The following is a 24,764-nucleotide window of genomic DNA, read 5'->3' as shown; positions in this document are numbered from 1 at the left end:
AGCGTCGAAGCATGACGCAGCAGATGGAAACGGACGAGGTCGCGCGTCTTCGCGAAGAGGTCGCGTCCCTCCATTCCCGCCTCGAGAACCGCCGGCGCCGGCAGTTCGCGTTGCTGGCCCTGCGCCGGGTCGCCGCCGCGGTGTTCATCATGATCACGGCGTTCGCCCTGGTGGCCAGCGTCGTCGGTCTGTGGGCCGCGACGACGGTGCTGAGCACCGACCGCTGGGTCTCCACGGTCGCGCCGCTCCCGAAGGACCCCAGGATCGCCGCGGCCGTCGCCGAGTACTCCACCACCCAGCTGTTCGAGGCGATCGACGTCCAGCAGCGGATCGAGAGCGTGCTGCCCGCCCAGGCCGCCTTCGTGGCCGGCCCGATCACCGGCCAGCTGCGCACCCAGATCCGCAACACCGTCGACAACGTCATGCGCAGCGACCAGTTCAACAAGATCTGGGTCGAGCTCAACCGGCGCGTGCACGACCGCGTGATGGCGATCGTGAACAACGAGAGCGAGCTGGTGTCCACCACCGAGCAGAGCGTGCAGATCGACCTGCTCCCGCTGATCAACCAGGTGCTGCGCGACCTGAGCGCCCAGCTACCGACGCTCTTCGGCAAGACAATTACGCTTCCCGACCTCAGCAGCGGCGAGATACCCGAGAACCTGAGGGTCCGGGTGCAGGACGCGCTGGGCGTCACGCTGCCGGCGAATTTCGCCCAATTCACCGTGTACGACAACGGGCAGCTCAACGCCGTACAGCAGTCGGTGGCCGCCGCGAAGCGCTATCTCGTGCTGTTCGTGGTCGGCACGGTCGTGCTGCTGCTGCTCGCGCTGGTGATCTCGCCGTGGCGGCGGCGGACGCTCGTGCAGCTGGGGCTCTGGCTGGTGGTGGCCGCGGTCGTGGTCAGCGCGGTCTTGCGCGGGGTCCGTGATCAGCTGCTCGCGCAGGTGCCGGAGGGCGTCTACCGCGACGGCGTGGCGGCCGCGGTGACCAGCGTCTTCAGCCTGCTACGCACGCGCGGCACCCAGCTGATCTGGATCGGCGCGATCCTGGCCGTGGTCTGCTACCTGTTCGGGCCGGGGCGGGGGGCGGTCTGGCTGCGAGGCCAGGTGCGGCGCGGCGCGGTGGCCGGCGGGCAGGCGACGGCACGCGGCGGGCGCTGGCTGGGCGCCAACGCGCCGGGCTGGACCGCGGCGCATCGCGACGTCCTGCGGGTCGGCGGACTGGTGGTCGGCGGCATCCTGGCGCTCATCCTCACCTCCTGGACATCGCTGCTGATCATCGCGGTCGTGGTGGCCGCCTACGAGGTGGCGGTGACGCTCATCGGACGCACCGAGCCGGCCCCCGGCGAAGTGCCGGAGCCGGTGCCGCCGTCACCCGCCGAACCGGCACCGTTGTGAGACACGTCGAGACAGAGTGGGGTTCGCGCCCATGAACACACGGTACGAGATCCGCGTCCACGGCCTGATCGGCCCGCTGCTGCGCAGCCGGTTCCACGGCATGACATGCGAGGCCCTCCCCCGCCAGAGCACGATCCGCGGGAAGCTGTCGGTGGACGAGCTCCACCGGCTGCTGGACCGCCTCGACCAGTCCGGGGTGGAGCTCGTCTACCTCGACTCGAGGAGCTAGATCCCCGATCTAGATCCCGGTCTCGGCCCGGACCCGGCCGTCGCGCACCGCGGCCGCCATGGCCTGGTGGTCGCGCTCGGTCTGATCGGCGTACCGCTCGGCGAAGTCCGCGAGCGCGGCGCCGAACGCCGCGTCCTGCCCCAGATAGGCGGCGATCGCGATCCGGTCGCCGGTGCGGGCGTGCGCCCGGGCCAGGGTCCAGCCGCAGAGCGCGGCGTAGGCGCGCATCCCTTGGGGGTTCATCTCCTCGACCACCGCCGCGCCCTTCCAATCGCGCAGCTGCCGCACGTAGAAGTCACGGCTGCGTCCGTCGAAGCCGGCGGCGCGGTGCCAGCCGAGGAAGATGTCGCTGACCGCCTGCATGAGCCGCTGCCCGGTCACCACCCGCCGGCCCTCGTGCTCGTCCGGTCCGGCCGCGCCAGTGGCCAGCACCGACCGGCCGGCCTCCTTGACCTGCAGCAGCAGCGGGTCGTTCTCGTCGCGGCCGGCGAGCAGCACGATCCAGCAGCGGGTGCCGACGCTGCCCACGCCCACGACCTTGCGGGCGAGGTCGACGAACTCGTACTGGTCGAACAGGTGCCGGCGGTCCTCGGCGAGGCTGTCGCGGTAGCCGGCGAGCAGCTCGCGCAGCCGGCTCTCCAGGTCCCGGCGCTCCAGTTCGGGCATCAGGTCGGCGATCGGGACGAGCAGCGGCGGGTCGGCGGCGATCCGCCGGCGCCCGTCGACGACGGTCGTGAGCTTCTTGTACGCCTGCAGGCTGTCCCGCGTCATCGCCTTGGTCCGCGCGCGGTCGAGCGCCTTCCGGCGGGCCTTGTCGAGCTGGTCGCCGAGCAGCGCCACGAGGTCGTCGATGTCGGCCTTGGCGTACCAGACGTCGAGGTCGCGCATCGCCGCGAACTCCGCCATCGCGCGCTGGTAGCGCTCGGCCATCGCCTGGGTCACCCCGCGGCGGTCCTTGCGCTTGAACCCGTTGTCCCGGCCGGCCACGGCCAGGCTCGCCGCCAGCCGCTTGACGTCCCACTCGAACGGGCCCGGCCAGGTCTCGTCGAAGTCGTTGATGTCGAAGACCAGTCGCCGCTCGGGCGAGCCGAAGACGCCGAAGTTCAACAGGTGCGCGTCGCCGCAGAGCTGGACGGTCAGCCCGGTGTCCGGCCCGGCCGCCAGGTCGGCCGCCATCACCGCGGCCGAGCCGCGCAGGAAGGTGAACGGGGACAGGCCCATCCGGCCGTGCCGGATCGGCACCAGCTCGGGGAGTCGCTCGGCGTCCTGGGCCTGGAGGATCGCCACCGGGTCGCGGCGGTCGTCCGCCGGGGCGAACTCGGCATGACTCTCGACCGGCACCCGCTTGCGTGCGTCCCGGCCGGCCTCGGCTCGTGATCCCGGATCTCTCATGGGGCACCTCCCAGCTCGTCTGGCCTGAGCACAACGCACGCCCACCAGCCGCGCCTCATCTGCCCAGGGTGACGACGGAAGCCACGCACAGGTCGAGTGTTGAAGGTCCAACCGACCGCGGGAGGGACGGTAATGACCGCCACGAACTACCAGGTGCGGGTGTCCGGAACGATCCCGAGCGAACTTCTGGCCGAGCTTTCCGAAATGACGATCTCGGTCGAGCCGCCGGAGACCGTCCTCTACGGGGAGTTGCCCGACCAGTCCGCCCTTTTCGGTCTGATCTCCCGGATGCACGGCCTGGGTCTGCGGCTCATCGAGATCAGGCGGCTGCCCGGGGCCGAGGACCCCGGAAAGCCCGACAAATAGATGATCAGGCGACGGCGCACGCCGATCTGGTCGACGGACAGCTACGGCCCGCTGATCCTGCTGATCGCCGGAACGTACGTGATCGGCACGACCGCCAACCACCGCTGGACGGTCTCGCTGATGCTGTTCGCCCAGGTCGGCACGGTCTGGTACGCGCTACGGGTCTCGCGCGCCCGCACCTCGCTGCGCGCGCCGGCCGCCGTGGTGCTCCTGCTGTCCCTCGTCGCCGGCTCGTGGAACTTCTTCGCCCACGGCAGCACCCTGATCGGGCTGACCTTCTTCGCCGGCAGCCTGCTGTACATCGTGGCGCCGGTGGCCATCGTCGGCGACCTCGGCCGCCGCGCGCACGTGGACCGCGAGCTGATGCTGGGAGCGCTCGCCACGTACCTGATGCTGGGGATGGCGTTCGCCTTCGCCTACCGCTGCATCGCCGCGTTCCAGCCCGGCCCGTTCTTCGGCGCCCAGGGCGACGGGACGCTCGCCGACAGCCTCTTCTACAGCTTCGTCACGCTCACCACGACCGGGTACGGCGACCTCGTCCCGGCCGGCAACCCCGGCCGCACGCTCGGTGTCCTGGAGGCGCTGCTGGGGCAGTTGTTCCTGGTCACCGCCGTGGCCAAGGTCGTGAACGTGTGGCGGCCACGGGGCTGGCGGGACACGTTTCATTCGCCCGGGATGGGGTCCGCGGCGTCCGGAACGACGAACGTAGACCCTAATTTACCCTCCACCGAGGAGTGAGGCATGTCCGAGACACAGCAGAGGCCGCTGGCCTCCGATTCCACCTACGCGCCGCGCCGTCCCCAGGCGACGGGCTGGGTCGGGTACGTCGTCTTCGCCGGCGTCATGCTGATGATGCTGGGCGGATTCCAGGCGATCGAGGGCCTCGTCGCCATCTTCAAGGACGAGTACTACCTGGTCACCCGCAGCGGGCTGCTGCTCACCATGGACTTCACCACGTGGGGCTGGGTGCACCTGATCCTCGGCCTGATCGCGGTGGGCACCGGTATCGGCGTCCTGCTCGGCCAGACCTGGGCCCGGGTCACCGGCATCGTGATCGCGGTGCTCAGCGCCCTGGCGAACCTGGCGTTCCTGCCCGCCTACCCGATCTGGGCCACGATCATCATCGCCCTCGACGTGCTCGCGATCTACGCGCTCGCGGTGCACGGCCGTGAGGTCCAGTACTGATCGGCCGCCGCGGGTGAGGCCGGCGCACTCCATCGCGGGCGCCGGCCTCCCGCGCGGCGTGATCGTGCTGCTCGGCACCGCCTGCCTCGTGGTGGTGGTCGGCGGGATGCGCATCACCGCCGACCTGCTCGCCCCGGTCTTCCTGGCGCTGATGCTCACCGTGACGATCAGTCCGATCGCGATCTGGATGCGCGGCCGGGGCGTGCCGCTGTGGCTGGCCATGATCGCCAACGTGGTCGCCGTCTATCTCCTGCTGGCCGGCCTGGGCGTGGCCATGGCCATGTCGCTGGCCCGGCTGGTCGACCTGCTCCCGCAGTACCAGCAGCAGTTCCTCGACCTGCGCGCCGACCTGGCGAGCGCGCTGGGGAGCCTGGGCATCGACCAGGCCCAGGTGATGGCCGCGCTGGACAAGGCCACCACCCCGGGCCAGATCGTCGGGGTCATCGAGTGGATCTTCGGTGGCGTCGCCGGCGTGCTGTCCAACACCATCTTCCTGCTGGCGGTGCTGCTGTTCATGGGCGTCGACGCGGTCGACTACCCGTCGCGGCTGGCGGCCAGCGGGGCGCAGCGGCCGCAGGTGGTCGGCGCGTTGCGCGAGTTCGCCCAGGGCACCCGCCGCTACCTGTGGGTGACCACGGTGTTCGGCCTGATCGTGGCGGTGATCGACACGCTGGCGCTGTGGGCGCTGGACATCCCGCTGCCGTTCCTCTGGGGCCTGCTGTCGTTCATCACCAACTACATCCCCAACATCGGCTTCATCATCGGCGTGATCCCGCCGGCGTTGCTCGGGCTGCTGCAGGGCGGCGTCGAGAAGATGATCTGGGTGATCGTGGTCTACTGCGCGATCAACTTCGTCATCCAGTCGATCATCCAGCCGAAGGTCGTCGGCGACGCGGTCGGGCTCTCGGCCACCATGTCGTTCCTGTCCCTGATCTTCTGGGGCTGGGTGCTGGGCCCGCTCGGCGCGCTGCTCGCGATCCCGCTGAGCCTGCTCGCGAAGGGCCTGCTGGTGGACATCGACCCGGCCACCCGGTGGATCAACCCGCTGGTGTCCGGCGGACCGCTGCCGGCGACCGACAGCGGTCCCGCCGCCGGCCGGGACGGGCGGGTCACGGAGCCGGCCGACCCCGCCGAGCCGGACTGATCGCCGGCCGGCTTCATCCCGCATGGATGGTACGCAACGCCGTACAGTTATAGGAGTATTTATTGTATTTCTTCCCCGAACGCGAATCTGATTCTAGAGTCGAAGCCGTCCGGCGGATTCGCGCATCGGGGGGACGGCATGCCCAGACCGGCCGAGGGGGACTCCTCGCCCATCACGGTGCAGCGCAACGTCTTCGAGGCGCTGCTCGGCGACCGCAGCCTCACCATCAAGGCGGTCGCCGCGGCCGCCTTCGTCGCGATCGTGGCGCTGTGCGTGGCGGTCCTGTCGATCAACCGGATGGCGACGCTCAACGCCGACCTCAAGCAGATGAAGGCCCAGCACGTCGACAGCCTCCAGGAGGTCGCCAACGTCCGTGGCGAGCTCGCCGCGATGTTCCGGGGCGTCGTGCTCACCCAGCTCGCCATCGGCGACAAGGCCACGATCGCCAGCGGCCGCGACTCCATCGCCACGGCCGACGAAGCGATGGACGCCGCCCTCGCCCGCTACGCCACGATCACCGCCGGCTCGGCCGAGCGGCAGGCCGCCCTCGCGAAGTTCACCGACGCCATCCACCACTACCGGGCGCTGCGCGACACCGTCCTCTACGGCGAGCCGCTCGCCCCCGGGTACACGATGCCGGCCGCCGACCAGATCGCCCCCGAGTTCACCAAGGTGGAGAGCACGATGGCCGAGGCCGTCGTCCGCATGCAACAGCTCGAGGACCAGCTCTCCGACAAGATGGCGGAGGACGGCGCCGCGGCGTACGGACGGGCCCGGACGGTCACCCTGTTCGCGCTGATCGCCGGGTTCGTCCTCGCCGCGTTGATCTGTGTCGTGGTCATCCGCCTGATCCGCCGCCAGCTGACCACCGTCGCCGACGCCCTCGACGCCGTCGCCGCCGGCGACCTCACGGTGGCCGCCGAGGTCCGCTCCCGCGACGAGCTCGGCGCCATGGCCGCCGCCGTGAACCGGGCCCGTGCGGGCCTGTGCGACACCGTGTCCGCGCTGACCCACGGCGCCGAGACCCTGGGCGCGGGCACCCAGCGGCTGGCCGGCGTCTCCGCCCGGCTCGCGGCCGGCGCGCACGAGGCCGCCGAGCAGGCCGGGGTGGTCGCCTCCGGCGCCGGCGACGTCTCCACCAGCGTGCAGTCGGCCGCCGCCGGGTCCGACCAGATGGGCGCCTCGATCCGCGAGATCGCCGAGAACGCCAACAACGCCGCCCAGGTCGCGGCGAGCGCGGTGGGTGTCGCCCAGTCCACCAACGACACCGTCGCCAAGCTCGGCACCTCGTCCGAGGAGATCGGCAACGTGGTCAAGGTGATCACCCAGATCGCCGAGCAGACCAACCTGCTCGCGCTCAACGCCACCATCGAGGCGGCCCGGGCCGGCGAGGCCGGAAAGGGCTTCGCGGTGGTCGCCACCGAGGTGAAGGATCTCGCCCAGGAGACCGCCAAGGCGACCGAGGACATCTCCCGGCGGGTCGAGGCGATCCAGGCCGACACCACCAGCGCGGTCGAGGCCATCGGCGAGATCTCCCGGATCATCTCGGAGATCAACGACTACCAGGTCACCATCGCCTCCGCGGTCGAGGAGCAGACCGCCACCACCAACGAGATGAGCCGCAGCATCGGCGACGCCGCCGCCGGCAGCGCCACCATCGCCGGCAACATCAACTCGGTGGCGGAGGCCGTCCAGGCGCAGACCGGCGCGCTCACCGAGGCCGACCAGTCGGTGACCGAGCTGTCCCAGGTCGCCGACGAGCTGCGCGGGGTCGTCGCCCGCTTCCGCGTCTGAGCTAACCGCAGGGAGATCTCGTATGCGCCTGTTCGGGAATATCAAGATCGGCGCCCGGCTGGCCGGGGCGTTCACCGGCGTCTGCCTCTGCCTGATCGTGGCGGTGGGAGTCGGCCTCTGGGGGCAGCAGCGGGCCAAGAGCGCCTCGGCCGAAATGGCCGCGGCGGCGCAGTTGCAGCACGATGCGCTCACCGCGAAGTTCCGGACCGCGGACTTCAACGGCTGGCAGAGCGGATACGCCTTCGACATCCAGCGCGGGGTGCAGGGCGCCGACTCCGACACGGCCGGGCAGCGCAAGAACTTCCTGGCGTCCACCGCGGCGTTCAAGCAGGACATCGCGCTGCTCGAAGGCCGGCCGCTCACCGCGGCCGAGAACGACGCCGTGGCCGCCGCGTCGGCGGCGTTCGACGACTTCATGGCGATCGACGAGCAGGTCATCGCGGCCTTCCGCACCGGCACCGCGGCCGGCGCCGCCAAGGCCGGCGACCTCGTCTCCGGGATCGCCCTCGAGGACATGCAGAAGATCTTCACGGCCATCGACCAGCTGGTCGAGCTCACCGGCGCCCAGGCCGCGGCCGCCCGGGCCGACGCCGCGTCGACCGCCGACACGTCGCGCACCCTGATGCTCGTCGCGGGCGCGCTCAGCCTCTGCCTCGCCGCGATCCTCGCCGTGGTCGTCACCCGCAGCATCACGCTGCCACTCGGAAAAACCGTGGCGACGCTGCGCGCGGTCGCCGCCAAGAACCTCACCGTCCAGGCGCCCGCCGAGGGCCGCGACGAGCTGGGCGCGATGGGGCGCGCGGTCAACAGCACGCTCGAGGTGCTGCTCACCGCGTTCGGGCGGATCAACGAGCACAGCCGTACGCTGGCCGGCGCCTCGCACGAGCTGACGGTGGGCGCCGCCCGGATCTCGGCGGCCGCCCACGACGCGTCCGGGCAGTCCGACCGGGTCGCGTCGGCGGCCGAGGAGGTGTCGCGCAGCGTGCAGACGGTCGCCTCGGGCACCGAGGAGATGAACGCGGCCATCCGCGAGATCTCCGGCAGCGCCGCGATGGCGGCCGGGGTGGCGGCCAGCGGGGTGGACAGCGCCCGCGCGGCCGGCGAGACGATCGGCCAGCTGAGCCGCTCCAGCGTCGAGATCGGCGAGGTGGTCAAGCTGATCACCTCGATCGCCGAGCAGACCAACCTGCTCGCGCTCAACGCGACGATAGAGGCGGCCCGGGCGGGCGAGGCGGGCAAGGGCTTCGCGGTGGTGGCCTCCGAGGTCAAGGATCTGGCCCAGGAGACGGCCAAGGCGACCGAGGACATCGGCGCCCGGGTACAGGCGATCCAGCAGGACACGACCGCGGCGATCTCCGCGATTGATCGGATCACCGAGATCATCGCCCAGGTCAACGAGCACTCCACGACGATCGCCGCGGCCGTGGAACAGCAGACCGCGACGACCGCCGAGATGGGCCGCAACATCGTCGAGGCGGCGACCGGCTCCGAGGAGATCGCCGAGGGCGTGTCCGGGGTGGCGACGGCGGCGCAGGTGACCGCCGCCGGAGTGGTCGAGGCCCAGGAGACCGCCGAGAACCTGGAAATCATGTCGCGCGAGCTCAAGGAGATCGTCGACCAGTTCGAGGTCAGCCACGCCTAGCTGTGCGCTGGAACGGTGGTGCCGGCCGCCCTCGTCGGACGGGCGGGTCACGGAGCCGACAGCTCCCGCAGCGCCTGATTGATCTTCCCGGCGGCCGAGACGATGCGCGCGCTGCCGACCAGCGGCGCGAGCTCGACCAGCATGGCCTCGATCGTCTCGGCCCGCACCCCGCCGCGGTCGGCGATACCGAGGTGGACGAGGTAGGACGCGGCGGCCGCGTCCATCGCGACCAGCGCCGACATACGGACGAGCAGCGCCGTCCGCGGGTCGATGCCGGCATGCTGAAGGGCGCCCTCGGACTGCTTGGCGAGCGCCTCGAGCACCGGCCCACCGCCCCGCGCGAGCTCGCGCAGGGCGTCGCCGAATTCCTCGGTCATCGTCATGCGGCCAGCTTCGCCCGCAGGTCCGGCTCTCGGCTTCATCCCGCGCGGACGGTACGCGAGCCCGGCGTGGTCGTGCCTACCGCCTTCAGAGGATGCCGAGCCGGCGGGCCCGGAGGACCGCGTCGGTGCGCCGGGTGGCGCCGAGCTTGCGGTAGACCGCGCGCATGTGAGCCTTCACGGTGTTGACCGAGAGCCCGAGGTCGGCCGCTATCTCGGCGGCCGTGAGCATGGTGGTCAGGTAGCGGAGGATTTCGGTCTCGCGGTCGCTGAGGCTCTCCACCAGCGGATCGCTGCCGGCCGCCTCGGGGTCGCCCCGCAGGCCGTCGACGAGGTCCGCGACGAACGGCTCGTCGTGCTGGGTGAGCAAGCGCAGGCGGCGGAGCAGATCGTCCAGCCGGGTGTCGGTCAGCACGACGAACGGCCGCCGGATCCCTTCTCGCGCGGCCAGGCCGACCGCTGCGGAGAGCAGGTCGGCGGCCCGGACGCCCCGCCCGCGCGCGCCCGCCACCAGAGCGCCCAGCACCGCGGCCTCGGTGCGCGCGACGGTGTCGCGCTCGGCTGTGGCGACGGCGGCCAGCACGTCCTCGGCGCGCTCGTGGCTGCCCTGGAGGTACGCGGCACGAGCAACGCGGATCTGCTCGGCGGGATCCAGGTGATCCGCCTCGGCGTACCGCTGCACGACGAGATCCGGCCGGCCCTCGGCCAGGTCGAGGTCGGCCCCCGCGAGGGCCAGCCAGCGGTCCAGCGCGGGCGCGTGCAGGCGCGCCGGGCGGTCGCGTGCTGCCTCGTCGAGCATGCTCCGGGCGTTCCGCAGCGCGCCGCGGGCCATGGCCAGCCGGGCCTGGACGCCGAGCGCGACCAGCCGCTGGGCCGCCTCCGGGTCGCCGAGGTGCGCGCGCAGCCCGTCCCGGGCGGCCCGCTCCGCGCCGTCGAGATCGAGGGCCTGCAGCCGGACGAGCGCCTGGGCGAAGTGGGCGGCGACCGTCTGCAGCGCGTACCGCCAGCCCCGGCGGCCGGCGAGGTCGAGGGCGCCCGCCGCGAGCTTGGCAGCCGCGTCGATGGATCCGTGGAAGGCGTGCAGGAGCGCGAGGTGGCCGGTCGCGTTGACCTCGGCGAGCTCCACGCCGGCCGCGCGGGCGGCGTTGGCGCCGGCCCAGAGGCTTCGTTCGGCCTCGTCGACCTGGCCGGTCCAAAGCAGCGCCAGGCCGCGGTTGTTCAGGGCGATCGCCCTGTTCTGGGCGACGGCCGGCACGGCGGCCGACCGCGCCGCCCGCAGCAGAGCGAGCAGCCGGCCACTGCCCGCGATCACCGAGGGCATGTCGCCGACGGCTCGGTCCGCGGCGAGCTGCAAGGTGTTCGACAAGATCTCGATGGGCTCGCGGGCGGCCTCCGGCCGGGTGCTCAGCAATGCGCGAGCCGCGTCCAGGCGGGCCGGGATGGTCTCGTAGTCGCCGGCGTGGAACAGCAGGAGCACCCCGCAGATCATCAGCTCCGGCGTCGAGCCGAGTTTCGCCGGCGGCACCTGTTGAAGGATCTTGACCAGCGGCCCGCGGTGGGCCGACACCATCAGCGGGCCGGCCTGGCTCACCACCAGACGCCCGACGTAGGCCCAGTCGCGAGCCGACACCGCGTGCGCCAGCGCTTCGAGCACCGAGTTGTTCGCCAGGTGCCAGCGCGCCGCCCGGCGGTGCAGCTCGGGAATCACGGCCGGCGTCTCCAGCAGCAGCCGGTGCCGCAGCACGTCGCGCAGCAGGTGGTGATAGCGGAACCAGAGGGGTTTCGCGCCGAGCCGCAGGACGAAGTCGTTGTCGCGTTCGAGCTGCTCCAGCGTGCGCTGGCCGTCGCCGCCGTGGGTGATGGCGTCGGCCAGCTCGGCGCAGACGTTCGCACAGATGCTGGTCTGCAGCAGGAAGCGCCGCTGCCGCCGCGGCCGTTCGGCCAGCACTTCCTGGGTGAGGTAGTCGTCGACGGCGCGCACGTCGCCGGCGAACTCCGCGATCGCCCGGTCGTCGTCGCGGCCGGCCAGGAAGGCGGCGCCGAGTTGCAGCCCGGTGGCCCAGCCCTCGGTGCGGTCGACCAGCTTGGACACGTCGTCGGCGGTCAGCGTGACACCGTGCCCGGCGATGAGCGCGCCCGCCTCGCCCGCGGTGAAGGCCAGGTGCTCGGTGCCGAGCTCGGCCAGCTGCCCAGCCGCCCGCAGGCGGTGCAGCCGCAGCTTCGGCTCGGACCGGCCCACCAGCACCAGCCTCAGCGCCGGCGGCAGGTGACGGAGCAGACCGGTCAGCTCCTGCAGCACATCGGCGTCGTCGATCTCCTGGATGTCGTCCATCACGAGCACGGTGCCGTACGGCACCTGGGCCAGGCCGGCTGTCAACCGGCTGCTGCGCTCCAGCTCGTCCGCCGGGACGGCGGCGAGGTCGTGCAGCGGATTCTCCGCGGTGATGGCCCCCGCGACCCGCAGCGCTCCAAGCACATAGGCCCAGAAGATCCGCGGGTCGTTGTCGTGCGGATCGAGGCTCAGCCAGGCGACCGGCTCACGGCGGGCCTCGGCCCAGGCCGACACCGCCATCGTCTTGCCCCAGCCCGCACCCGCGCAGACCAGCGTCACCGGTTTGCGGACCGCGGCGTCCAGCAATTCGGTCAGCTGTGCCCGGCGGAGAGCGGCGCGCACCATCCGCGGGCGGGACGTCTTCGCGGCGACCAGCGGGGGCAGTTCCACGTCAAGCTCCTCCACGGTCATGCGGCGGCCTGCGGTCCGGCGCCGTCCGCACGGTGGCGGGCAGCGCTCCACGCGCCCGCGGCCGCCGCGACCGCGAAGAGCGCTATCGCCGGTCCATACCGTCCGAGCCTGGCATAGGAGAACGCCATCACCAACGGTGTGGCGAACCCGGCCAGACCGGCGACCGCGGTCACCAGCCCGGTCACCAGACCCACCATGGGCTGCCCCGCCTCGGCCGCCACCTGCACCAGCGTCGCCGAGCTCGCCACGCCGAGCGCGACCGCCATGATCGGCATGATCAGCCCGGCGGTGACCGGGAACGGCGGCGTGCACGCTTGCGCCGCGGCGGCGAGTGCCAAGGCACCCAGAGCGGCGACCAGCGGGCGCGCCGGCCCGAAACGGTCCGCGACCCACCCGCCGACCGGCCGGGCCAGCACCGCGACGATCACGAACGCGGCCATCCACAGTCCCGCGCCGGCGGCCGGCAAGCCATAGGCATTGCCCAGGTAGACGGGCAGGTAGACGGAGAACGCCACGAACAGGCCGAACTGGACCGAGTACCACCCGGCGCCCTGCCAGGTGATCCGCAGGCGCAGCGCGGCGGCAAGCCGGCTCGCCGCCCGCTGCCCGGACGGCAGCCAGTCCGGCGCCTCGCGGCCCAGCAGGAAAACCGCCATCGCGCACGCGGCCAGCAGGGCGGCGCTCACCGCGAAGGGCACGGCCATCCCGTACGCGCCGGCCCAGCGAACCGCGGTCAGCCCGCCGGCCGCACCACCGCAGACACCCATCCCGAGCACGCCCACGGCCACCCCGCGCCCGGCGCCGGGAAACCAGCCGCTGATGAACTGCACGCCCGCCGCGAAGGTCGTGCCGGCGGCGCCCAGCAGCACGGCGCCGGCCATCAGCCCGGGCAGCGACCGGTAGCCGCCGGCCGCGAGCTCCGCCAGCGCGCCGATCGTGACCCCGGTGACCGCCAGGAACAGGGCCCGGCCGCCGAACCGGTCGGCCAGCGCGCCCACCGGGACGCGCCCCAGGCAGCCGACCAGCACCGGCACCGCCACGACCAGCGCCTGCTCCATCTCGGCGAGCCCCGCCGAGTCGCGGAGCAACGGCGCCAGCGGGCTCAGCAGGCCCCACGCCCACGCGCTGAGGAAATAGCCCACGGTGACGAGCACCAGCATCTGCCGGCCGCGTCGCAGTTCCGCGACAGGCCGGTCCCGAACGTCTGCTCTCCCCAAACCAGCCCCCGACGCGAATACCCCCAGTGCGACACCATCTCACCTAGATCACCAGCCCGCATCATCCGAACCGGATGACCGGCGACGCTCACTCGGACGCCGGAGCCGACCGGATCCCGGCACCTGAGGCGACGGCGGCCGGCGGCCACGTCAATCACTCGCCGCGGGTGAGGTGAGCATTCCCGCCCCGCCCAACACTGAGCAAGCTGGGGATGCCCGCCCTCTTCCTGGCGTATGAGATCCGTTCCGACCAGGAGAGTGATCACCGATGGCAGCCGAAGCCCCGTCCCGGCCCGGCATTCAAGTCGGCCCGACGAGTGAGTTCAGCTTGTTCTTCCACGTGAAGCCCGGACACGGCGAAGCCCTGCGGGAATCCCTGCGTGCGCTGCAGGAGTCACCTGGCTACCGGCCCGGCGACTACGAAATGCCGATCGCGGTCATCCACGAAGCCCGGTTCGTGCCGTTCGACAACGACACCCGCCTGCTGTTCGCGACCAGCTTCGACGGCCCGTGGGACTCGTACATGCTGGACTTCGCGTCCAAGCCGCTCAAACTGTTCGACGCCATCTTCCGGCACGTGGTGGGCTACGAAGGTCTGCCCGATCTGGAGGCGGTCAAGGCCTTCATCCGGTCGGCGCAGGTCAGTGCCGGCGGCTATGCGCGCAACTACGGCGGAACGGTCAAGGAGATCCGCAAGGCCGAGCGCGTGAACAGGGCGTTCCAGCAGGTCCTGGACGACCCGGAGGCGGCCGAGCTGCTGCAGGCGCCGGCCCTGGCGCCGCTGCTCGCCGAAGCGGCCGACTGAGCATGTCCGATCACATCTCGGGCCCGCGCGCGCTGGCGGTGCCGATCGCCGATATCACCGATGTCTTTGCCTTTCCCAGTCCGGAGTCGCCGGGGAACCTGGTCCTGGTCCTCAACACCCTGCCGTTCGCCCCGCCGGACGGCCGGTTCTCGGACGGGCTGATCTACCGATTCCGGCTCCGGCCGCTCACGCCGGCCGGCGGGCCGCCCGGATCGGCGCCGTTCGGCACGGGCGCCGGGGAGTGGGTCTTCGACTGTGTCTTCGCCGACCAGTCCCCCGAGGCCGGCCCGCAGGCCGGCTTGTGCCGGACACCGGCCGGCGACGAGGTCGCCTTTCCGGTCGGCGACCCGGAAGGAGGCAAAGGCGCGGGGGTACGGGTGTTCGCCGGTCCCCGGTGGGACCCGTTCATCCTCGACGCCCCGGCGGCGCTGCGGACCGTGGCGACCGGCAAGCTGGCCTTCACGGACCCGTCGGCGATCTTCCTGGACGGCAAGAACGTGCTGAGCATCGTCGTCGAGCTCGACTGCGCGCAGCTGCTCGGCGGACGGGCCGGCCTGGTCGGCGTGGCCGCGGAAACGCTCACCCGGGGCCGGCTCAACGTCCGGATCGAGCGGACCGGCCGGCCCGAGATCAAGAACCTGCTGCTGGGGCCGAAGCAGTTCGACCCGGTCAACCGGGACCTGGAGATCCGCGACATCTACAACATGGAGGACGCGTTCCACCTGGCCGGCGGCTACCTGGGCGCCTACCGCGCCCGCCTGAACGCCAACCTCACCTTCTGGGACAACCTGGACGGAACCGTCGACTGGCCCGCCGACGAGCACGGCAACCACCCGCTGACCAGCCTGGTCCTCGCGGATCATCTGGCGGTCGACATCGGCAAGCCGTATCAGGAGCACGGGTCGTTCCTGGAGATCGAGCGGGCCACCCTGGCCGGGCACGGGCACACGACCTGCGGCGGCCGGACGCTCAACGACGACGCGATGGACACGTTCTTCACCCTGCTGATCAACGCCGGCACCGGTCCGGTCATCCGGGACGGCGTCGACCGGTCCTCGCGGCCGGCCTCCCGCACTTTCCGTACCTCTCGCCCGCGAATCCCACGCCCCCGCAGCCACCCGAGCACCTGTAGGCGGCCGGCACGTACCTTCTGCTGCGGGTGAACGTCCCGCAGGACGGCCGTGACCTGATCCGCCGGCTGATCCCGCTGCTGTTGCCGGCCCGATCCGTCCTGGACCGCACCCCGTCCCCGTGGATGACGGTCGCCTTCACCTACCAGGGATTGAAGGCGCTCGGCGTGCCGCAGGAGTCCCTCGACAGCTTCGCCCCCGAGTTCCGGCAGGGCATGGCGGCCCGCGCGGCCGAGCTCGGCGACGTCGGCGAGAGCAGCCCGGATCACTGGGAAGAACCGCTCGGCCGCCCCGACGTGCACATCGCGGTCGCCACACTCGCCCCGGACCAGGCGAGTCTGGCGCAGCTGGTGGAGCGGGCGCGCCAGGCCCAGGACGAGTTCCCGGGGGTCGACGTGATCTGGCGGCAGGACTGCTATCAGCTGGCGACCGGACGCACCTCGTTCGGCTTCAAGGACGGGATCGGACAACCGGTCGTGGAGGGTGCCGGAACCGCGCCGGCGAACCCGGGCGAGCCGCCGATCAAGGCCGGCGAGTTCATCCTCGGCTACCCGGACGAGACCGGCGGGCTGCCGCCGATGCCCACTCCGGACGTGCTCGGCCGCAACGGCACCTACGTGGTGTTCCGCAAGTTGCACACCCGGGTCGCCGCCTACCGCCGCTATCTGCGCGAACGAGCCGCCGACCGGGCCGAGGAGGCGCTGCTCGGGGCCAAGATGGTCGGCCGGTGGCAGTCCGGGGCGCCACTCGCGCTCACCCCCGACCGGGACGACCCGGAACTCGGTGCGGATCCGAAGCGCAACAACGACTTCGGCTACCGCGACGATCCGCGCGGCCTCAAATGCCCGGCCGGGGCGCATGCCCGGCGCGCCAATCCGCGCGACTCCCTCGAGGACGACTCCGTCGACGTACGGCTGCATCGCATGATCCGGCGCGGCACCAGCTACGGGCCGGCCCTGCCCGACGGCGTCCTCGACGACGACGGGGCGGACCGGGGCATCATCTTCGTCTTCGCCGGTGCGCACCTCGACCGGCAGTTCGAGTTCGTCAAAACGCAGTGGATCAACGACGGCATCTTCATCGGCGCCCCGCAGGAGAGCGACCCGCTCGTCGGTCCCCGGGACGGAACGGGAACCTTCACCGTTCCGCGCCGGCCGATCCGTCGCCGCCTGCGGGACATGCCGCCGTTCGTGGTGACACGCGGCGGCGAATACTGCTTCGCCCCTGGCCTCCGCGGGCTGCGCTGGCTGGCCGGCCTCACCGAGGAGAGCCGATGACACACACCACCGGCACCGACCGCTGGAAGCCTCTAGACTTCGGGCCTCCGGCACCCGACGACACCGACCCCGCCAAGTCGGTGCTGCTGGACTACGCCGCCGGCGGCGCGGTCGCGGTCATCACCCTGAACCGGCCGCCGGCCGACAACGCGATCACCACCGAAATGGGCGCCCGGCTCACCGAGGTTCTGGAGACCATCGCGGTGGAGCCGGCGATCCGTGTCGCGATCATCACCGGCGCCGGGAGCCGCGCCTTCTCGGTCGGCAGCGACCTGCGCCAGCGCAAGAGCATGACGAAACAGCAGTGGCTGCGCCAGCGGCAGGACTTCGACCGGACGCTCTACACGCTGCGCCAGCTCCGCAAGCCGATCTTCGCCGCCGTCAACGGAATCGCCTACGGCGGCGGTTCCGAGATCGCGCAGAGCACCGACTTCATCATCGCCTCCGACAACGCCACGTTCGGGCAGCCCGAGGCGATGATCGGACTCGCCGCCGGCGGCGGCTCGCCGGCCCTGCTGCCCCGGGTCCTGCCGCCCGGCCGGGCCTTGCAGATGCTGATGACCGGTGACCCGATCACCGCCCAGGAGGCGTACCGGCTCGGCATGGTCAACGAGCTCCATCCCCCGGACGAGTTGTTGCCGGCGGCCCATCGCATCGCCGCGAAGATCGCCGGCAATTCGCCGACGGCCGTGCAGGCGGTCAAGCGGGCGGTCCAGATGGGCGCCGGCCAGCCCATCGAGCACGCGATCTCGATCATGATGGAGGCCCACTGGCGCTCCGCGGTGCACCCGGATCGGATCGAGGGAATCGGCGCCTTCAACGACAACCGGGACCCGCAATTCCAGGACCCTGACTACTGAGCCACCGAGGAGCGCTCGCCATGTCCCTCGCCGTCACCGACGCCATCGCCGCGAACCGGGCCGCACTTGCCATGATCAAGGAGGAGCCGTTCAACGCCGAAGCGCCGCACGCGGCCCTCCGCGATCCCATCACCTCGACCGACGAGCACTACGTCCGCAGCAACTTCGCGCTGCCGGAACACGACGGCACGCTGCACGTGGCCGGTGCGGTCGGTACCGCCCTGCGGCTCACCCTCGACGACCTGCGGGCGATGCCGGCCGTGGAGCACGCCGTCACCCTCGAATGCGCCGGGAACGGCCGCCTCGACACCAGACCGTTGCCGGCCGGTGAACCGTGGGGCGGCTACGCCGTGTCGACGGCCTACTGGAAGGGCGCCCGGCTGGCCGACGTCCTGGCTCAGGCGCGGCCCGGGCCGGACGGCGCCGAACTGCGCTGCGAGGGGGCCGACCACGGCAAATACCACCTCAGCTCGGTCCTCGAGGACGTCGACGACCTGACCTTCGTGCGCTCGCTGCCGCTGGCCCACGCCGCCGATCCGGCCGCCGAGATCCTCATCGCCTACGAGATGAACGGCGAACCGTTGCGGCCCGACCACGGCGCGCCGTTCCGCCTGGTGGTGCCGCACTGGTACGCGGTCGCGTCGGTGAAATGGCTGAGCCGGCTCGACGTGCTCACCGAGCCGTTCGTGGGCGAGTTCCAGACCGGCCACTACATCTACCAATGGCCGGACCGCCCGTTCGAGCCGGTCACGCACATGCGCGTGCGGGCCCGGATCACCGACCCGGCTCCGGAGACCACCATTCCCGCCGGCACCTGCACGATCCGCGGCAAGGCCTGGTCCGGTGCCGGGCCGATCACCAGCGTCGGACTCAGCTTCATCGGCGAGAGCGACTGGAGCCCCGCCGTCGTCGAACCGCCCAAGGGCCCCTACCAGTGGCAGGACTGGCACTACACGTGGGAGGCCACACCCGGCCGGCACAGCCTGCGGGCCCGGGCCACCGACGCGGCCGGCAACGTCCAACCCGACGTCCCGCCGTGGAACCGGCTCGGGTACGGCAACAACGCCATCGAGATCTCGTACGTCGACGTCCGCTGACCGACTCCATCCGGCCGCGGGCGAGCGTTGCCCCGGAAAGGTGGTGCCGCCGCATGTCGCGATCGGGTCGCCGGGAATCCCGGGGCCGGGCGATAACCTCTTCCCGAGGGGTCTTCCGAGGGGAGTGGTGGGATGGCCGAGGACGAGGCCGGTCGCCGGCGGGCCCGGGGCGAGCTCGAGTCCGAGGTGATGGCCGCGCTGTGGGCCGCCGGCGAGCCGCTCACCCCGGGCGGGGTGCAGGCGGCGCTGGGCGGCGACCTGGCGTACAACACGGTCCAGACCATCCTCATCCGCCTGCTCGACAAGGACCTGGTCCGCCGCGGCCCGGCCGGCCGCGGCCGCGGCCACGCCTACTGGCCCGCCCAGGACGCGGCCACGCTGGCCGCGACCCGGATGCGGGCCACCCTCGACGAGCGCCCCGACCGCCGGGCCGTGCTGCAGCAGTTCGCCGCCGCCCTCGGCGAGGACGACGCCGAGACGCTGCGCGCGCTGCTCGCGGAGCGTGAGTCATGACCCTGGCCGTCTATCTTCCGCTGGTCCTGCCGCTGCTGGTCGCCGTCGCCGCGCGCCACGCGATCGACCGGGCCCGCCCGCGCGCCGCCGTCGCCGGCCTGGTCACCGCCGCCGTCCTCGCCGCCGCCGCCACCATCTGGTCGCTGCTGCTGCTGTTCCTCACCCTCTTCGACGACCTCCCGCCGATGGTCGCCACCAACGCCCGGACCGGCATGGTCCTGCCCGAGCCGGTCCCCGACGGGGTTGCCGTGACCGCCCTGGTCGTCCTGGCGATCGTGCTGTTCCGCCTCGCCCGCGACCTCTCCTTCCGCCGCGCCGCCGCCCGCCGCCTCCGCAACGCCGGCCCGTCCGCCGGCGGCGTGGTCGTCGCCGACTGGGCCGAGCCGCTCGCCGTCGCCGTCCCCGGCCGCCCCGGCGAGATCCTGCTGACCACCGGCATGCTCCGCGTCCTCGACGCCGCGGAGCGCCGCGCCGTGCTGGCCCACGAGCGCGCCCACCTGGCCCACCGCCACCACACGGCCGTCCTGCTGGCCGGCGCCGCCGCCGCGGTGAACCCGCTGCTGCGCCCGGCCCGCGACGCGGTGAGCTACCTGGTCGAACGCTGGGCCGACGAGGAGGCCGCCCGCGGCGTCGGCGACCGCGACCTGGTCGCCCGCGCCGTCGCCCGCGCCGCCCTGGCCACCGTCGGCCACCCGGTCGCCGCCCCGGCTCCGGCTCTCGGCATGCACGGCGGCGTCATCGTCCGCCGGGTGCACGCCCTGCACAGCCCACCCCCGGCCGCGGCTCGCTGGCAGCTGGCCCTGCTCGCCGCGGTCGCGATCGCGTGCCTCGCCCTGGAGGCCTCCGCCACCGCCTCCTTCGTCGGCGTTCTCCGCACCTGGCTGACCGGCTGACCCCCTCCTCCCCGCACTCCCCCGCCCGCATTCCGCCTTCCCCGGGCGATTTCCGTTCCCCGCGCTTCGCCGCCGACCGGCCTCCTACGGCCTCGTCACGGCCGGTCGCGCCCTTCATCCGCCGGGAGTGATGTCCCGCCGCCGCCGGTCACCGAGGCTTTCGGTGAGCCCGGCCCGCGTCCGGCGGGCCCACGCGGCGCGCCCGTGCGCCGTCCCGGCGCCGAGCTCGAAGGGACTTCGGATGAGACTGCCCACGCACGCCGGCCCGCTGGTAGCGGGGCTCGCCCTCGCCACGGCGCTGGCCGGGCTCGCGGCCTGCGACGCGGGCGGGGACGGCACCGCGTTGCCGTCGACGGCGCCTTCGCTGGATCGCACGGTCAGCCGCGAGGCGCCCGCGCCCACCCGGACGAGGGAGGGCCAGGCGACCACCGAACCGGCCGAGCCCACGCGCACGGCGGCCGAACCGGCCGAGCCCACCCCCACCGAGCCCACCTCCGCCGCGCCCGCGACCACCAAGCCGGCCGAGCCGGACCGCACCACCGACGCCCCCGCGACCACCGCACCGGCCCGCACGACGAATCCGCCGGAGCCCACGACCGCGCCGCCGGCCACCGCCGACGCGACGACCGGGCCGGCCGCGACCGGGCCGGCGACGACCGGGCCGGCGACGACCGGGCCGGCCGCGACCGGGGCCGCCTCGCCGGCCGCCACCCCATCCGAGGTGGCCGCCACGACGACCGGCGGCGTCAGCGCCCTGGGCTGGGTGTTGATCCTGCTGCTGCTCGGGCTGCCGATCCTGGTGGGCGTCCTGCTGGTCAACCGCAGGCGCCGCGCCGCCGCCTGGAGCACCGAGGCCGCGGCCGCGGCCGATGCCGGCCGCGGCCTGATCGCCACGCGCCTGCCCCTGGTGCTGAGCACCCGCGACGCCGCCGAGCGGGCCCTCGCGTGGCCGCCGGTGCGGGCCGGCCTGACCGAGACCGCGGCCCGCTGGTCGGCCCTCGCCACCAGCGCGCCCGACGACTACCACCGCGCCGCCGCCGGCCAGATCGGCGTCATGGCGCAGGACCTGGTGACCGCCGTCGACGCCGAGAATCAGGCGCTGGCGACCGGCCGTGACTGGCGCCGGCTCAGCCCTCAGGTCGACCAGATCGTGCAGACCCTGGACGCCGCGCTGACCGCGTTCGTGGCGCCCGAGCCCGGCCCCGGCGCCGACACCGGCGCGGGCCCCGACCCCTACCCGGCGTGAGACCCGGCCGGCCCCAGGGACAGCGCCGGCCCCGGCCGGGACGGCAGAATCGGTCCGTGGAGATCAGAGAAGCCGTTCCCGGCGACATCGACGCCATCATCGAGATCGGCCACCGCACGTGGCCGCCCACCTACGGCTTCGCCGGTGACGAGTACGTCCGGGACGGCCTCGCCACCTGGTGGTCAGCCGAGGCGATCGAGCGGAGCCTGCGCGACACCACCATGCTGGTGGCCGCGACCGGCGACGGCCTGCGCGGCGTCGGCAACATCGACCTGCGCGGCGAGATCCCGATCATCTGGAAGCTCTACGTGGTCCCCGAGTCGCAGGGCACCGGCGCCGGGACCGCCCTGATCAACGCCCTGATCGACCGCGCACCGGGCCGCCCGGTCCGCCTCGAGTACGTCGACGGCAACGCCCGCGCGGCCGGCTTCTACCGGCGCCTCGGCTTCACCGAGCTGCGCCGCGACCCGGGCGAGCGCCCCGGCTGGCCCGACACGGTCTGGATGGAGCACCGCCCGGCGGGAGACCGGCCGGCCGGAGACCGGCGGGGCTGAAACCGGCCGGCCGGAGAGCGGCCGTGCGGCGAGCGGGAGATCGGGTGTCAGCCGGTGAACGCCGCCGGCGACTTCGTCACTTCCTCCGCCGGGGCCGGTTCCTCGCCCACCTCGGCCGGCGTCCGGTGCGCGAGCAGCCGCTCGGCGACCACCGCGGCCACCGCCCCGCCGATCGTGGCGAAGATGGCCGTCATCGCGATGGCCCGCCCCATCCGCCGGATCTGCCGGCCGCGCATCACCTGGTAGGCCTGCCCGAGCCGGTCGGAGTAGACCGGCACCAGCTGCCGGAACTGTCCGCCGCTGACCTTGGCCGCGGTCCAGGCGCCGGCCATGGCGTCGCGCAGCTCCATGTCACGTCGTCCCATGGTTCATCCCTTCCCGGTGCGGTTGGCGAACTCCGGTCCCGGCGAAGGCAAGCTCATCAAGATTCCGCCGGTCCGAGAGCCGCGAGTCCCACCCTCCCGTCCGCGCGCCCCCGGCCGCCTCACCCCGTCCGGATGAATGGCCCGCCCACCACCCGCTCCCCCAAATACGGAAATATCAGCGCAGATAAGCGAGCTCGGGCAGGTGCCGCTGGTACTGCGCGATCAGGCGCCGCGCCACCGGCACGGAATCGATCAGCGGATGGCACGCCATCGCGCGTACCGCCACCGCCCGCGACCCGGACCGGGCCGCCTCCAGCACCGCCCGCTCGACCGACTTCATGCGCGTCACCAGCGAAACCCCGTGCGCCGGAAGCGCAGCGCCGGAACCGGGATGCGCCCCCGAACCGTCGACCCGGCACGGCACCTCGACCACCGCGTCGTCGTCCAGGACGGCGAGCGTTCCCCGATTGCGCACATTGACGATCAGATCGGACGGCGTGTCCGACGCGATCGCCGTCATCAGCGCGAGCGCCACCGCCTCATATCCGCCGCCCTCGGCCTCGTCGCGTTCGCCCAGCCCTTCCAGCGCCATATAGGTGGCGTCCCGCTTGCGCAGCGCCGCGGTCCACGATCGCAACGGGTCGGCCGACGGCGAAGTGAGCCGCGCATAGCACTCGTCCTGCTGCCGCAACAGGAACTCCCCGCGCGTCTCGGTGGCGGCCAGCGATGCCCGTACCAGATCCTCGGTGTCGTAGTAATAGTGCAGATATTCGTTGGGCACGGCGGCCAGCGCGCGCAGCCGCGACGCCCCGAAAAGGCGTCCTTCTTCGAAGGACGCGAGGGCTTCGTCGGATTCCAGCAGCCGCGGGAGCAGATTCTCGCCATTGACGCGTACGCCGGAGAGCCACCCCAGATGATTGAGCCCCGCGTATTCGAGCCGCGCGGACGGCACCCCCAGCGCCCGCATCACCCGCCGCCCGAGGGCCGAGGGCGAGTCGCAGATCCCGATCACGCGCTCGCCCAGGTGGGCGGCCATCGCCTCGGTGACCAGCCCGGCCGGGTTGGTGAAGTTGATGACCCACGCGCCGGGCGCGACCAGGGCGATGCGGCGCGCGATCGCGTCCACCACCGGCAAGGTCCGCAATCCGTACGCGATACCGCCGGCCCCCACCGTCTCCTGCCCGAGAACGCCCTCGCCGAGCGCCACCCGCTCGTCGATGACGCGGCCCTCGAGGCCGTGCACCCGGATCGCGCTGAACACGAAGTCGGCCCCGGTCAGCGCCTCGGTCAGATCGGTCGTGACCGAGATCTCGGGCGGGTGCGCGACGGTCGCCGCCTGCGCGGTCAGCACCCGGGAGATGGCGCCGAGCCGGGCGGCGGAAACGTCGTGGAGCACGACCGAGCTGATCGGGCTGTCGCCGCCGAGGAGCGCGCTGTAGACGAGCGGCACCCGGAACCCGCCCCCGCCGAGAATCGTGAGCCGCCGCCGGTCAGCCATGGGCGTGCGCATCCGACAGCCGGGCGAGGGTCGCCCCCGCGCGGCGGACCACCCGCTGCTCGCCGCCCGGGATCACCGCGCCGAGAAAGGCGTACCGCGGATCGCCGGAGGCCCGCCACCAGTCCGCGATGTCGCCCCATCCGGGCGCCGACAGCGACCCGCCGAAATGCTGCACCGACAACGACGCGATGAGGTTGGCGAAGGCCAGCCGCTGCGCGAGCGGCCAATCGCGGAGCGTGCCCAGGATGAAGCCGGCCATGAAGACGTCCCCGGCCCCGGTCGGGTCCAGGGCCTCGACCGGCACCGCCGGCACGCGCACCAGCTCCCCGGTCGCCGAGTCGATCGCGATCGCCCCGTCCGAGCCGCAGGTCACCACCACGACCGGCACCAGCCCGGCGAGGCGGCGGGCGGCCTCCTCCGGTGACGACGCCCGGGTGTAGCGCATGGCCTCCACCGAGTTCGGCAGGAAGGCGTAGCAGTCGTCGAGCATGGCGAGGGCCTCGGCCGGCCACTCCTCGCTGTCGTCCCAGCCCACGTCGGCGAAGACCAGCGTGCCGGCCGACCGGGCCTCGCGGACCCAGGCCAGCCGGTCCTTCGTCAGGCTGACCGAGGCCGCCCGGGCCGCGGGGAGCGCACCCACCAGCCCGGAGGCGTTGAGCGCCGGCGGATGTGCGTGGGTCACCATGGTGCGGTCCCGGGAGGACGCGAGCGACACGGTGACCGGCGAGTGCCCCTCGGTGCGGGTCGAGGCCGACAGGTCGATGCCCTCCTGGCCACACAGGATCGAGGCGCAGAAATCGCCGTATGCGTCGGTGCTGAGCGTCGTGCCCAGCCCGGTCCGCAGGCCGAGCCGGGCCGCGGCGACCGCGAGGTTGGCCACCCCGCCGGGACACGAGCCCATTCCGGTGGCCCAGACCTCGGTGCCGGGGCGGGGCAGATCACGGAGTCCGGTGAAGACGATGTCGAGGTAGACGACACCGGGAACGAAAAGGTCCAGCGTCGGCGCCATTGTGCGATCTTATTTCGGCCGGGCAACG

24 protein-coding genes are annotated in these 24,764 nt (G+C 72.7%); 17 read left to right on the top strand and 7 right to left on the bottom strand.

All coding sequences use genetic code 11. The features are described 5' to 3' along the window. Positions 1-11: 11 nt before the first annotated feature. Positions 12-1,397, top strand: coding sequence for a hypothetical protein (locus tag ACFQS1_RS33370; protein WP_378975994.1), 1,386 nt, complete (start codon positions 12-14; stop codon positions 1,395-1,397). A 31-nt stretch (positions 1,398-1,428) separates the two neighbouring features. Continuing rightward, complete coding sequence (locus tag ACFQS1_RS33365) at positions 1,429-1,626, top strand: hypothetical protein (protein ID WP_378975993.1); 198 nt, start codon at positions 1,429-1,431, stop codon at positions 1,624-1,626. A 9-nt stretch (positions 1,627-1,635) separates the two neighbouring features. Here ACFQS1_RS33365 and ACFQS1_RS33360 read toward each other — a convergent pair whose 3' ends face one another. Continuing rightward, positions 1,636-3,018 (bottom strand): DUF2252 domain-containing protein, encoded by a 1,383-nt coding sequence (locus ACFQS1_RS33360; RefSeq protein ID WP_378975992.1) that lies wholly within the window; start codon positions 3,016-3,018, stop codon positions 1,636-1,638. A gap of 132 nt (positions 3,019-3,150) precedes the next feature. Between ACFQS1_RS33360 and ACFQS1_RS33355 the strand changes: the two genes are divergently transcribed. From ACFQS1_RS33355 to ACFQS1_RS33330, 6 genes are all read left to right on the top strand, one after another. Further along, entirely contained in the window at positions 3,151-3,384 is a 234-nt protein-coding gene (locus ACFQS1_RS33355; protein WP_378975991.1) for a hypothetical protein, read from the top strand. Continuing rightward, positions 3,385-4,122: a potassium channel family protein gene (locus ACFQS1_RS33350; RefSeq protein WP_378975990.1), complete on the top strand. Its 738-nt coding sequence runs from the start codon at positions 3,385-3,387 to the stop codon at positions 4,120-4,122. Positions 4,123-4,125: 3 nt separating this feature from the next. Then, on the top strand, positions 4,126-4,569 hold the full coding sequence (locus ACFQS1_RS33345; RefSeq protein WP_378975989.1) for a DUF7144 family membrane protein: 444 nt from the start codon (positions 4,126-4,128) through the stop codon (positions 4,567-4,569). Beyond that, positions 4,553-5,713: an AI-2E family transporter gene (locus tag ACFQS1_RS33340; RefSeq protein ID WP_378975988.1), complete on the top strand. Its 1,161-nt coding sequence runs from the start codon at positions 4,553-4,555 to the stop codon at positions 5,711-5,713. Before ACFQS1_RS33345 ends, ACFQS1_RS33340 begins: the two co-directional genes overlap by 17 nt. A gap of 138 nt (positions 5,714-5,851) precedes the next feature. Then, positions 5,852-7,507: a methyl-accepting chemotaxis protein gene (locus tag ACFQS1_RS33335; RefSeq protein ID WP_378975987.1), complete on the top strand. Its 1,656-nt coding sequence runs from the start codon at positions 5,852-5,854 to the stop codon at positions 7,505-7,507. 22 nt (positions 7,508-7,529) lie between these two features. Then, positions 7,530-9,149, top strand: coding sequence for a methyl-accepting chemotaxis protein (locus ACFQS1_RS33330; RefSeq protein WP_378975986.1), 1,620 nt, complete (start codon positions 7,530-7,532; stop codon positions 9,147-9,149). Between the two features lie 47 nt (positions 9,150-9,196). Here the strand turns inward: ACFQS1_RS33330 and ACFQS1_RS33325 are convergent, their stop codons facing one another. The 3 genes from ACFQS1_RS33325 to ACFQS1_RS33315 form a co-directional block, all read right to left on the bottom strand. Next, on the bottom strand, positions 9,197-9,532 hold the full coding sequence (locus ACFQS1_RS33325; protein WP_378975985.1) for a carboxymuconolactone decarboxylase family protein: 336 nt from the start codon (positions 9,530-9,532) through the stop codon (positions 9,197-9,199). An 85-nt stretch (positions 9,533-9,617) separates the two neighbouring features. Continuing rightward, positions 9,618-12,251 carry a winged helix-turn-helix domain-containing protein gene (locus ACFQS1_RS33320; protein WP_378975984.1) on the bottom strand — a complete coding sequence of 878 codons (2,634 nt, stop codon included), beginning with the start codon at positions 12,249-12,251 and terminating at the stop codon, positions 9,618-9,620. Between the two features lie 17 nt (positions 12,252-12,268). Next, a complete protein-coding gene (locus tag ACFQS1_RS33315; RefSeq protein WP_378975983.1) occupies positions 12,269-13,426 on the bottom strand; it encodes an MFS transporter in 1,158 nt (385 codons plus the stop codon). Positions 13,427-13,757: 331 nt separating this feature from the next. Here ACFQS1_RS33315 and ACFQS1_RS33310 point away from each other — a divergent pair, with 331 nt between their 5' ends. The 9 genes from ACFQS1_RS33310 (at position 13,758) to ACFQS1_RS33270 (ending at position 21,864) form a co-directional block, all read left to right on the top strand. After that, positions 13,758-14,294, top strand: a complete 537-nt coding sequence (locus tag ACFQS1_RS33310) for a hypothetical protein (RefSeq protein WP_378975982.1) — start codon at positions 13,758-13,760, stop codon at positions 14,292-14,294. A gap of 2 nt (positions 14,295-14,296) precedes the next feature. Then, positions 14,297-15,457, top strand: a complete 1,161-nt coding sequence (locus ACFQS1_RS33305; protein ID WP_378975981.1) for a DUF4331 family protein — start codon at positions 14,297-14,299, stop codon at positions 15,455-15,457. Continuing rightward, entirely contained in the window at positions 15,454-16,701 is a 1,248-nt protein-coding gene (locus ACFQS1_RS33300) for a Dyp-type peroxidase (RefSeq protein ID WP_378975980.1), read from the top strand. Before ACFQS1_RS33305 ends, ACFQS1_RS33300 begins: the two co-directional genes overlap by 4 nt. Beyond that, complete coding sequence (locus ACFQS1_RS33295; RefSeq protein ID WP_378975979.1) at positions 16,698-17,561, top strand: enoyl-CoA hydratase/isomerase family protein; 864 nt, start codon at positions 16,698-16,700, stop codon at positions 17,559-17,561. The genes ACFQS1_RS33300 and ACFQS1_RS33295 overlap by 4 nt, the downstream gene beginning before the upstream one ends. Positions 17,562-17,581: 20 nt before the next feature. Beyond that, complete coding sequence (locus ACFQS1_RS33290) at positions 17,582-18,658, top strand: sulfite oxidase (RefSeq protein WP_378975978.1); 1,077 nt, start codon at positions 17,582-17,584, stop codon at positions 18,656-18,658. A gap of 132 nt (positions 18,659-18,790) precedes the next feature. Then, positions 18,791-19,171 carry a BlaI/MecI/CopY family transcriptional regulator gene (locus ACFQS1_RS33285; RefSeq protein ID WP_378975977.1) on the top strand — a complete coding sequence of 127 codons (381 nt, stop codon included), beginning with the start codon at positions 18,791-18,793 and terminating at the stop codon, positions 19,169-19,171. Next, on the top strand, positions 19,168-20,064 hold the full coding sequence (locus ACFQS1_RS33280) for a M56 family metallopeptidase (protein WP_378975976.1): 897 nt from the start codon (positions 19,168-19,170) through the stop codon (positions 20,062-20,064). The genes ACFQS1_RS33285 and ACFQS1_RS33280 overlap by 4 nt, the downstream gene beginning before the upstream one ends. Before the next feature lie 241 nt (positions 20,065-20,305). Then, positions 20,306-21,310: a hypothetical protein gene (locus ACFQS1_RS33275; RefSeq protein ID WP_378975975.1), complete on the top strand. Its 1,005-nt coding sequence runs from the start codon at positions 20,306-20,308 to the stop codon at positions 21,308-21,310. A 56-nt stretch (positions 21,311-21,366) separates the two neighbouring features. Then, on the top strand, positions 21,367-21,864 hold the full coding sequence (locus ACFQS1_RS33270; RefSeq protein WP_378975974.1) for a GNAT family N-acetyltransferase: 498 nt from the start codon (positions 21,367-21,369) through the stop codon (positions 21,862-21,864). Positions 21,865-21,911: 47 nt separating this feature from the next. Here the strand turns inward: ACFQS1_RS33270 and ACFQS1_RS33265 are convergent, their stop codons facing one another. From ACFQS1_RS33265 to ACFQS1_RS33255, 3 genes are all read right to left on the bottom strand, one after another. Beyond that, positions 21,912-22,229, bottom strand: coding sequence for a hypothetical protein (locus ACFQS1_RS33265; RefSeq protein WP_378975973.1), 318 nt, complete (start codon positions 22,227-22,229; stop codon positions 21,912-21,914). Positions 22,230-22,404: 175 nt separating this feature from the next. Next, positions 22,405-23,727, bottom strand: coding sequence for a 6-phospho-beta-glucosidase (locus ACFQS1_RS33260; RefSeq protein WP_378975972.1), 1,323 nt, complete (start codon positions 23,725-23,727; stop codon positions 22,405-22,407). Continuing rightward, positions 23,720-24,736 (bottom strand): carbohydrate kinase family protein, encoded by a 1,017-nt coding sequence (locus tag ACFQS1_RS33255; RefSeq protein WP_378975971.1) that lies wholly within the window; start codon positions 24,734-24,736, stop codon positions 23,720-23,722. The genes ACFQS1_RS33260 and ACFQS1_RS33255 overlap by 8 nt, the downstream gene beginning before the upstream one ends. Positions 24,737-24,764 lie beyond the last annotated feature (28 nt).

It is taken from the genome of Paractinoplanes rhizophilus (assembly GCF_042664765.1).
Classification (GTDB): domain Bacteria; phylum Actinomycetota; class Actinomycetes; order Mycobacteriales; family Micromonosporaceae; genus Actinoplanes; species Actinoplanes rhizophilus.
This window is presented reverse-complemented; position numbering and strand designations above follow the sequence as displayed.